9 protein-coding genes are annotated in these 8,826 nt (G+C 58.7%); all 9 read right to left on the reverse strand.

Annotated elements, in window-relative coordinates; all coding sequences use genetic code 11:
- Positions 1–50 precede the first annotated feature (50 nt).
- The 9 genes from I6E42_RS09545 to I6E42_RS09585 all read right to left on the reverse strand — a co-directional run bounded on the left by I6E42_RS09545 (position 51) and on the right by I6E42_RS09585 (position 8,707).
- Complete coding sequence (locus I6E42_RS09545) at positions 51–458, reverse strand: RbsD/FucU family protein (protein ID WP_235371690.1); 408 nt, start codon at positions 456–458, stop codon at positions 51–53.
- Positions 459–1,073 carry an SIS domain-containing protein gene (locus I6E42_RS09550; protein ID WP_235371691.1) on the reverse strand — a complete coding sequence of 205 codons (615 nt, stop codon included), beginning with the start codon at positions 1,071–1,073 and terminating at the stop codon, positions 459–461.
- Positions 1,074–1,135: 62 nt separating this feature from the next.
- Complete coding sequence (locus I6E42_RS09555) at positions 1,136–2,131, reverse strand: ribokinase (protein ID WP_235371692.1); 996 nt, start codon at positions 2,129–2,131, stop codon at positions 1,136–1,138.
- A gap of 90 nt (positions 2,132–2,221) precedes the next feature.
- Positions 2,222–3,148 (reverse strand): dihydrodipicolinate synthase family protein, encoded by a 927-nt coding sequence (locus I6E42_RS09560; protein WP_235371693.1) that lies wholly within the window; start codon positions 3,146–3,148, stop codon positions 2,222–2,224.
- Positions 3,149–3,185: 37 nt separating this feature from the next.
- Complete coding sequence (locus I6E42_RS09565; protein ID WP_235371694.1) at positions 3,186–4,529, reverse strand: TRAP transporter large permease; 1,344 nt, start codon at positions 4,527–4,529, stop codon at positions 3,186–3,188.
- A complete protein-coding gene (locus I6E42_RS09570; protein ID WP_235371695.1) occupies positions 4,530–5,135 on the reverse strand; it encodes a TRAP transporter small permease in 606 nt (201 codons plus the stop codon).
- A gap of 71 nt (positions 5,136–5,206) precedes the next feature.
- On the reverse strand, positions 5,207–6,289 hold the full coding sequence (locus I6E42_RS09575) for a sialic acid TRAP transporter substrate-binding protein SiaP (protein WP_235371696.1): 1,083 nt from the start codon (positions 6,287–6,289) through the stop codon (positions 5,207–5,209).
- Positions 6,290–6,391: 102 nt separating this feature from the next.
- Positions 6,392–7,162, reverse strand: a complete 771-nt coding sequence (locus I6E42_RS09580) for an IclR family transcriptional regulator (RefSeq protein WP_235371697.1) — start codon at positions 7,160–7,162, stop codon at positions 6,392–6,394.
- Positions 7,163–7,519: 357 nt separating this feature from the next.
- A complete protein-coding gene (locus I6E42_RS09585; RefSeq protein WP_235371698.1) occupies positions 7,520–8,707 on the reverse strand; it encodes a vWA domain-containing protein in 1,188 nt (395 codons plus the stop codon).
- Between the last annotated feature and the right edge of the window lie 119 nt (positions 8,708–8,826).

The following is an 8,826-nucleotide window of genomic DNA, read 5'->3' on the forward strand; positions in this document are numbered from 1 at the left end:
CACACCCGCCGGCCGTTTGATTGTTGTTTGGAATTGTCGGCGTCCGCCGCTCAGGCCACGCCCACTGTGATGAGCAGGTTAGCAAAGACCCGCCCCTCGCCGGTGGAGATCGCCAGCTTCACGCCCTCCTGGCAACAGGCGTCATAAAACTCATAGCGCCCCAGCTTATGCAGCTCCATGCCGCCCAGCATGGTCTGGAACTCTCCGAAGATCTCGGGAGTGGTGCCGTCGGCGGGGTCCATGACTTCCGCCTTTTCAATGTTGATGACGCTCTGAAGGGCGGACAGCACATCGGTGACGGTGGGCAGGCCGGGGGTAACCCCCAGGTACACCTTCTCCGCGTCCCCACTCTTAGAAGCCAGAGGGTAGTTTCCGTCGGCAATCAGGACCTTGTCCCCGTGGCCGCACAGGGAGAGCACCCGGATCAGCTCTGGATGGATACATTTTCCAGTCAGCATTTACTTCTCCCCCTCCCGCAGCTGGCCCAGCTTTCCGCCGGGATGGCAGCGCACATAGCGGATGGGGTCCCAGTCCTTCTCGGCCTGGAGGGCCACGGACAGGGTCTGGAGGGTGAGCATCTCCGCCAGCACGGAGTTCCGGGGGGCCCGGTTCAGAGGACCGCCCTCGGCCTTGACGCCGGCAAAGAGGAAGGCGTCGGTATTCTTGGCCAGCCAGCTGTCCGGATTGCCGGACACACCGATGACCTTGCAGCCGTTGTTCTTCACAGCCAAAACAGTGGCCTTCAGTTCTCCGGTCTCGCCGGAGTTGGAGATGGCGATGACCACGTCTCCGGCCACCAGCTGACCGCAGGAGCCGTGGACGGCCTCGGTCCCATGGAGGTAGTAGGCGGGGTTGCCGGTGGAAGACAGCAGGGAAGCCACATAGGTGGATACATGGCTGCATTTGCCGATACCGGTGACATGGATGCGGCCGCCCTGGGCCTGGGACTCCAGGATGATCTGAGCCGCCTGCTCATAGGCCTCGGGGGTCAGGCCTTTCAGGAAGGCGTTGAACTCAGTATCCACCGAAGCCAGGAAATTGGTCACGGCCTGTTTGCTTTCAGGCTTGAGCATGGGTATTTCCTCCTTGAATCATATTTAGGCGGTCCCCATGAAGGGGACCGCCTGAAAATCAGTTACTTCAGCGCGTCCAGGATCTGGGGATCAAAGCCCTGATAGCCACGCTCGGTCAGCAGGGTCTGTACCTCCGCCACGGTGGGCAGGCTGGGCATGGCGCCCATCCGGGAGACCGTGATGGCGGCAGTATGGCTGGCGAAGGCCAGCGCCTCGCCCTGGGGCAGTCCGGCGGTCAGGCCGGTGCAGAACGCGGCCACAAAGGAGTCGCCGGCGGCAGTGGGATCAGCCACATGGGGCATCTTCACACAATGGGTGTGGTGGATACCGTTCTTGCCGGCCACGACGGATCCGTTCTCGCCCATGGTGATGATGAGGTTCTCCACGCCGCGGGCCTGGAAGGCCTTGGAGACGATGTCCACGTCCTCAAAGTTGATGCCGTTGGACACGTCAATGGAGTGGTTGGCCAGAATGGCGGCCTCATGCTCGTTGGGGGAGATATAGGTGGCACAGGACAGCAGCTTGTCGGACATGGGGGCGGCGGGGGCGGGGTTGATCATGACGATGACCCCGGCGTCGTGGGCCCACTGGGCCACAGCCTCGATGACCTCCATGGGCAGCTCAAACTGCATCATCACCAGGTCGTAGTTCCCGATCTCATCCTTCAGCCAGGCCACGTCCTCCACGGTCAGAGTGAAGTTGGCGCCGGGGCAGACGGTGATACGGTTCTGGGCGCCGTGCTCCGTGACCTCCAGGGTGATATGACCCACGCCGGAGGACTCGTTGGGGTCCACGGAGACATGGGACACGTCCACGCCGGAGGCGGCGGCGGTATCGGTCATGATCTTGCCGAAGGCGTCATCGCCCACCTGGCCCACCATGGTGACATGGGCGCCCAGACGGGCGCACTGGACCGCCTGGTTGGCGCCCTTTCCGCCGGGGGCGGTCTGGAATTTCAGGCCGATGACAGTCTCGCCGGAATTGGGAGCCCGCTTGGTGGAGGCAATCAGGTCCATCATGAAGCTGCCCACGACCAGGATCTTGGGTTTTTTCAGCATAGGGAATTCCTCCTTGTCACGTCTTGATCCACTTGGTTGAAGAAATTGTATTACAATCCAAGAGGAAAATCAAGCGGGATGCGTATTTTCTCAGATGATCCCCAGCTGCTTGCGGACGTAGTTCTCCAGATTGATGAGGCTCTCCACCTCGCCCTTGGCGTTCTTGTCCAACTTGGTGCAGTCGGCGCTGCGGGCGAAGACGTTCATGGGCACGTCCACCAGATTCTGGTGATACTTGGCGTTGCAGGGATAGATGCGCATCTCGATCATGGCAGCGGCGGTGAGGAAGTCAGCCACCAGACGGGCCTTCTCAGGCTGGTCGTCCTTGTGGTCGAAGCACCACTTGTACAGGTCGGGATGGAAGTTGGCCATAACGCCGTTGTAGCCGGCGGAGCCGTGCTGATAGCTGTCGAACCAGGACTGGGCGTTGGCGTTGAAGATCTTCAGGGGAGTACCCTCCACGGCCTTCAGGCGCTCACGGATCAGCTCGTAATCGCAGCAGGTGTCCTTCAGGAAGACCATGCGGCCCTCGGGAGCCACAGACTTCAGGAAGTCCAGGCTGACCAGGCGCTTCCAGGGCATGGGGCACTCGTAGATGCCGAAGTCGATCTCGGGGAACTTCTCGAAGATCTCGCGGGCGTTGGCCTCGAAGACGGCCTCGCCCTCGTGCTTCTGGTCCAGGCGGTTGGACACCAGCACGTAAGCGCCGATGCCGGGGATCTTCATCATGTTCTCGATCTCCCGGAACTGGGTGGCCTTGTCGTCGGCGGTGTGGCCGGAGGCCACCACCTGGATGCGGCCGTCCACCGCCTCGGTAACAGCCTTGGCGATGTCCAGCTTCTCCTGCTCGGTCAGGTAAGCCATCTCGCTGGACTGGCAGACGGCGAAGATGCCGGTGCAGCCCTTCTCGATGTACCAGTTGCACAGGCCCTCAATGGCCTTGAAATCAGGCTTGTTGTCATCGGTCCAGGGGGTGATCATGACCGGCCAAACGCCGGGAGCGATAGAAAATGCCATGGTAAACTCTCCTCACTTTTATAATAATCAATCAGATTTAAGCGATCATGCCAAACATCTTAGGCAGGAACAGCACAGACTGGGGGACGAAGGTGATGATCAGCAAAACTGCCAACATAACCACGATGGGGCCCCAGATCTCTTTGATGACATCCTTCAGGGGGGTGCCGGAGATGCCGGAGGTGATGAACAGGCACATGCCGAAGGGCGGGGTGGACAGGCCCAGCATCATGTTGAAGATGATGATCAGACCGAAGTGGATAATGTCGACGCCGAACTGCTGGGCCACGGGCCACAGAATGGGGATCATAACCAGCTGAATGACGGAGGTATCCACGAACATGCCCAGCACCAGGATGATGACGTTGACCATCAGCAGGAAGACCACCTTGCTGTCGGTAAAGGACATGATCCAGTTGCCCAGGCGAACGCCGATCTGCTCCTTGGCGAAAATAAAGGAGATGGCGGAGGCGGCGCCCACCATGACGGAGACGGAACCGGTACCCTTGACGGTATCGATCAGCACCTGCTTCAGGCCGTCCCAGGACAGGATGCGGTACACCAGGATGGAGACGATCAGGGCGTAGGCGCCGGCGATGGCGCCCGCCTCAGTGGGGGTCATAATGCCGGTGTAGATGCCCACCAGCAGGATGACGGGGGTCAGCATGGCCCAGATGGCCTTAAAGCAATACCGCAGATAGGCGCCCAGTCTGGGAGGAGCGGACCTGGGGTAGTTGCGCTTCTTGGAAACGATGGCCACATAGATACACAGGCCAACGGCCAGGATCACGCCGGGCATCATGCCGGCCATGAACAGGGCGCCCACGGAGGCTCCGGTCAGCATGGCGTAAATGACAGCGGGAATGGAGGGGGGGAAGATGGGGCCGATGGTGGCAGAGGCGGCGGTAATGCCGCAGGAGAAACCGTCGTCAAAGCCCTCGGCGCGCATGGCGTCGATCTCCATCTTGCCCAGGCCGGAGGCGTCGGCCACAGCGGAGCCGGTCATGCCGGAGAACACCAGGGAGGCCAGTACGTTCACGTGAGCCAGACCGCCGGGGAACCGGCCCACCAGGCCTTTACAAACGCCGAACACATATTCGGTGATCTTGCCGGCGTTCATGACGTTGGCGGCAAAAACGAACAGCGGCACGGCGATAATCGTCGTATTTGTAAAAATTGCTTCGATAGTTTTTTGAGCCACCAGATGCAGCTGGCCCTGCTGGCCTGTGATCATGCCAATAAAGCTGTTGCCCTTCAGAAGGCCGTCCACCAGGAAATACATGGTACAGGCTGCGATCATACCGGTAGGGATGGGCATACGCAGGACGAACATCAAAACAAAGCAAATCAGGAAGACGATCAGAGGCAGATTGTCCAACATTTACTTCCCACTCCCTTCACCGTAGTCAATGTGGCTGAGATCAAGCTGCTCCTGAGCCAGGGACTCCTCAATGGCGAGCTCCGCCTCGCTCTTGGACTCCTGCAGCATCTTTTCCGTATACTTTTTATCGCCCTTGAGTACCATGATCTCCTCATAGATCTCCATCAGGGCATAGGCAAGGATAATAACCAAAAAGACCACATAGGGGAAAAACACCACGGTCTTGGGCCACTTCAGCAGGGTAGTCACCTGCTGGCGCTCCATCAGGCCCCAGATGTAGTTCAGGGAAGGCAGGAAGGTGATCAGGAAGGTAAAGGTGATCAAAATATTGCCCAGCATGGCGGTGATCGCCTTGCCCTTGATCCCCAGATTGTCATAGACCAGAGTAAACGTAACGTGGCCCTTCACCCGCTGGGCATAGCAAGCGCCCAGCATGACCAGCCACAGGAAGCAGGACTGCTCCACTTCGGTGGTCCAGGCCTGGGGAGCGCGCATGACATAGCGCATGCATACCTGGAATACAAATACCACGAACAGGATCACAAATGCGGCGGCGGGGATGTATTGTTCCACGCAGTTGCGGATAAATCCGCCCACCTTTTTCATCAAATTCAACTCCTCTCAGCACAAACAGACTGGGGACCGGGGAATGCCCGGTCCCCAGCGGAGGTAAGCAATTACGCCATAGCCTGGATCTCAGCCAGCAGGTCCTTATCCCAGCTGTCGGAGATGGGGTCGTTCAGGTAGGTCTCCAGGACGTGGTCAGCGAAGGCGGGCACATCAGCCTCATAGATCTTCAGGCCCTGCTCCTTCAGGAAGTCCTGGACCTCGGCCTCCACCTTCAGGTTCTGGTCGTCGCAGGTCTTGCGGGCGGCCTCAACGGCCTCCATGACCCAGCCCTTCTGGGTGTCGGTCAGCTTGTTCCAGGTGTTCAGGTTGATGGTGGGCCACACAGAGTCCACCAGGTGGTTGGTCAGGGAGATGGACTTCTGGACCTCATAGAACTTGGCGGACTTGACGGTGGGCAAGGGGTTGTCCTGGCCGTCAACGGTGCCGGTCTGCAGGGCCAGATACAGGTCATTGAAGCCGATGGCGGTGGGGTTGGCGCCCATGGCCTTGCCCAGGAACACCCAGGCGTCGGAGTTGGGCATACGCAGGTTGATGCCGTTCAGGTCCTCAGGGGTCTTGATCTGCTTGTCCTCGGACAGGGAAACCTCGCGGGTGCCCAGGTAGAAGGCGCCCAGGGGCAGGATGCCCTGCTCGTCGGCGATCTTCTGGAAGACCTGCTTGCCGATGTCGCCGTTCAGCACCTTGGTCATGTGCTCATAGCTCTGGAACACATAGCCGGCGGTGAACATGGAGACCCAGGGGGAGCCGTCGGTCAGCCAAGAGGCGGAAGAGTAGATCATGTCCACGTCGCCGTTCTTCAGGGCGTCGTGCTCGGTGTCCTGGCCGTACAGGGTACCGGAGTCGTAGCAGTCCACAGTGATGTTGCCGCCGGAGATGGACTCCAGGGTCTCCTTGAAGGTCTTCTGGGCCATGCCGTGGGCATCGGTGGGCACGGCGGCGATAGAGAAGGTCAGGGTGATGGGATCGCCCACATCCTCACCGGCGCTGGCGGAACCGGCGCTGGCAGCGGAGCCGGTGCTGGCGGCAGCGCCGGAGTTAGAGGCGGTCTTATTGCCGCCGCAGGAGGCCAGCAGGCCAACCACCATAACGGCGCTCAGGGCGAGGGCAAGAGTTCTTTTCCAGGATTTCATTGTCGTTTTTCCTCCTTGATTCTCAGATCAGATTGGGGTATCTATTTCCAGCCGCGGCAGGTCTGCCTCGGCAATTGGAACAAATTTTCATACGCGCCGCGCTCAGTGGTAGATACGCTCTTTCATTTGAAGGGCAATATTCTTCAGAATACCCGCACACTCCAACAGCTTCTCATCTGTCATCACGTCGCAGGGGCCGGAGGTGCTGATCCCGGCTACCAACTGCCCCGACCCGTTATACACCGGAACTCCCACGCAGCGGATGTTGGTGTGGTGCTCCATGTTGTCAATGGCAAAGCCCCGCCGTTTGATGTTGCGCAGCTCGTCAATGATGTCCTCCCGGTCAGTCAGGGTATTGGGGGTATATTTGATGGGGTGTTCCGGGATCCGGTCCATCCATTCCTCCTCCGGCATGGCGGCCAGGATCGCCTTCCCGATTCCGGCGCTGCACAGGGGGACATTCTCCCCCAGGATCTCCCGGTAGGGAATCTCGTGCATCCGGTCCACCGGATGGGCCACATATAAGTACAGGACCTTGTCTCCGTAGGGCACGCCGAAGTAGACGATCTGGTCGGTCAGATTGGCGGCTTTCAGGACCAGGTCATAAATCGCCTTGGGATAACCCAGGTTCTGGTTGATGATAAAGGCAAATTCCAGCAGCTTGAGCCCCAGGGTATATTTCTTGTTGGGGAGCTGGATAATATATCCCATCTGCTCAAAGGTGGAGATGATGCTGTGGGCATTGGACTTGGCCATATCCAGCTTTTCCGCCAATTCCGTGACACCCCACTCCGGTTCCTGAATGGTAAAACACTCCAGCAGGCGCAGCGCTTTTGCCAGCGATTTCACCTTGGGAACCTGTCCGTTTGCCACTGTTTTTTCACCTCGTTCTGTAATGCAGAACATTTTTCTTTTTATTTATTTTATCAAATCTTCGCAAAAATCGCAAGTTTTTTGTGCGAGTTTCACAATTTTTGTTGATTGTTTACATGCAATATGTCTTTTTTCTTCTTCAGATTCTCTATGAGCGAATTTCAAAATCCTATTTTTGTGCGATTACATCTCCCTTTCAAAACGGAACCTTTTCCCGTTTTTGACACCTCCATACCGCGGGGAAAGAGGGCTGGAAGACGCCCCGGCCAAGCCAGCCATTCCGGGTATAAACGTCAACAGGACGCAGCAAAAGATGCCGCGTCCTGTTCGCGAATGCAGATGGTATCCCGCGTGGAACTACCTGGTGAGCAGTTTCTTCATTCCATCCTCCAGGCCCTCCACGGTAAGCGGATACATGGGGAACAGGTCCGCGATGGTATCATAGCTGTAGCTCCACTCCTCGCCCCACTCGGGACGGTCTCCGGGGTTGAGCCAGATAATATTCCGGTACTGCTCCCGGAACAGCTTCAGCCACTCCAGGCCGCTTTGGGGCCTGTCCGCCGCCTGACCGTAAATCCGTCCCTCCAGCTCGCTGGGGTCCATCTGGGCGTCCCCCACGAATATGATCTTCCAGTCCCCGGAGTGGTTGGACAATACCCATTCAGTGGGCACGGCCTGGTGGGGATCGATGATGGGGTCCTTATACAGCCGGGTGTAGACACAGTTGTGGAAGTAGTAGATGTCCAGCGACTTAAAATGCCCCGACTTGCTCACCGCATGAAACAGGGAGGTACACAGGGTCCCGTAGTATTCCATGGAGCCTCCGGAGTCCATGAGCAGCAGCACCTTCACCGTGTTCTCCCGGGGTCTCTTATACCGGACCTTCAGGTTGCCGGCGTTCTCCGCCGTGTCCTGAATGGTGTTGTCCACATCAAACTCCGTGGGGGGCAGGTCCACCAGGCCGGAGAATTGCCGCAGCTTCCGCAGAGCCACCTGGAACTGCCGGGTATCAAGCACAGCATCTTTCCGGAAATCCCGGAACCGCCGCTCCCCCGCCACCCGGAAGGCCCGGTGGTGCTCCGACGGGCCTCCTACCCGGATGCCGTCGGGGCTCATGCCCATGTTTCCAAAGACGGACATGCCGTGGGTGCCCACCCAGTGGGTCCCGCAGTTGTGGGCCTCCCGCTGTTCCTTTTTCCGCTCCCGGAACATGACCTCGATCTCCGTGTGGCTCAGGCTCTGGTTCAGTTCCGCCTGGAGCTCGTCGTATTCTCCCATGGGACCGTTGGGGTGCTCCAGCCAGTTCATCAACTCCTGAGGAAGTTCCTGCTGGAAGGGCACGTCCTGAAAATACTCCAGGAAGGACCGGTCAAACAGATCAAAGTCCGCCTCGCTTTTCACCAGCAGGCAGCGGCACAGGTGGTAGAACCCGGTGAAGCTGGAGCCGTGCAGGCCCTTGTCCAGGGCCTCCATCAGACTCATCCACTCCGTCAGGGAGATTTTAAGGCCATTTCTCCGCAAAAGGTAGAGAAAATCCTCGAACATATCTTATCTCCAGTTGCGCCGCAGGGCGTCCATGTCCTCGTTCTTTTTCAGCAGCACCCCAAGATAGGGGACCTCCTTCACGATGCGGTCGGGGTCCACGCCTCCATGGACCAGAGCCT

This window comes from Pseudoflavonifractor phocaeensis (genome assembly GCF_021531815.1).
Classification (GTDB): Bacteria; Bacillota; Clostridia; order Oscillospirales; family Oscillospiraceae; genus Lawsonibacter; species Lawsonibacter phocaeensis_A.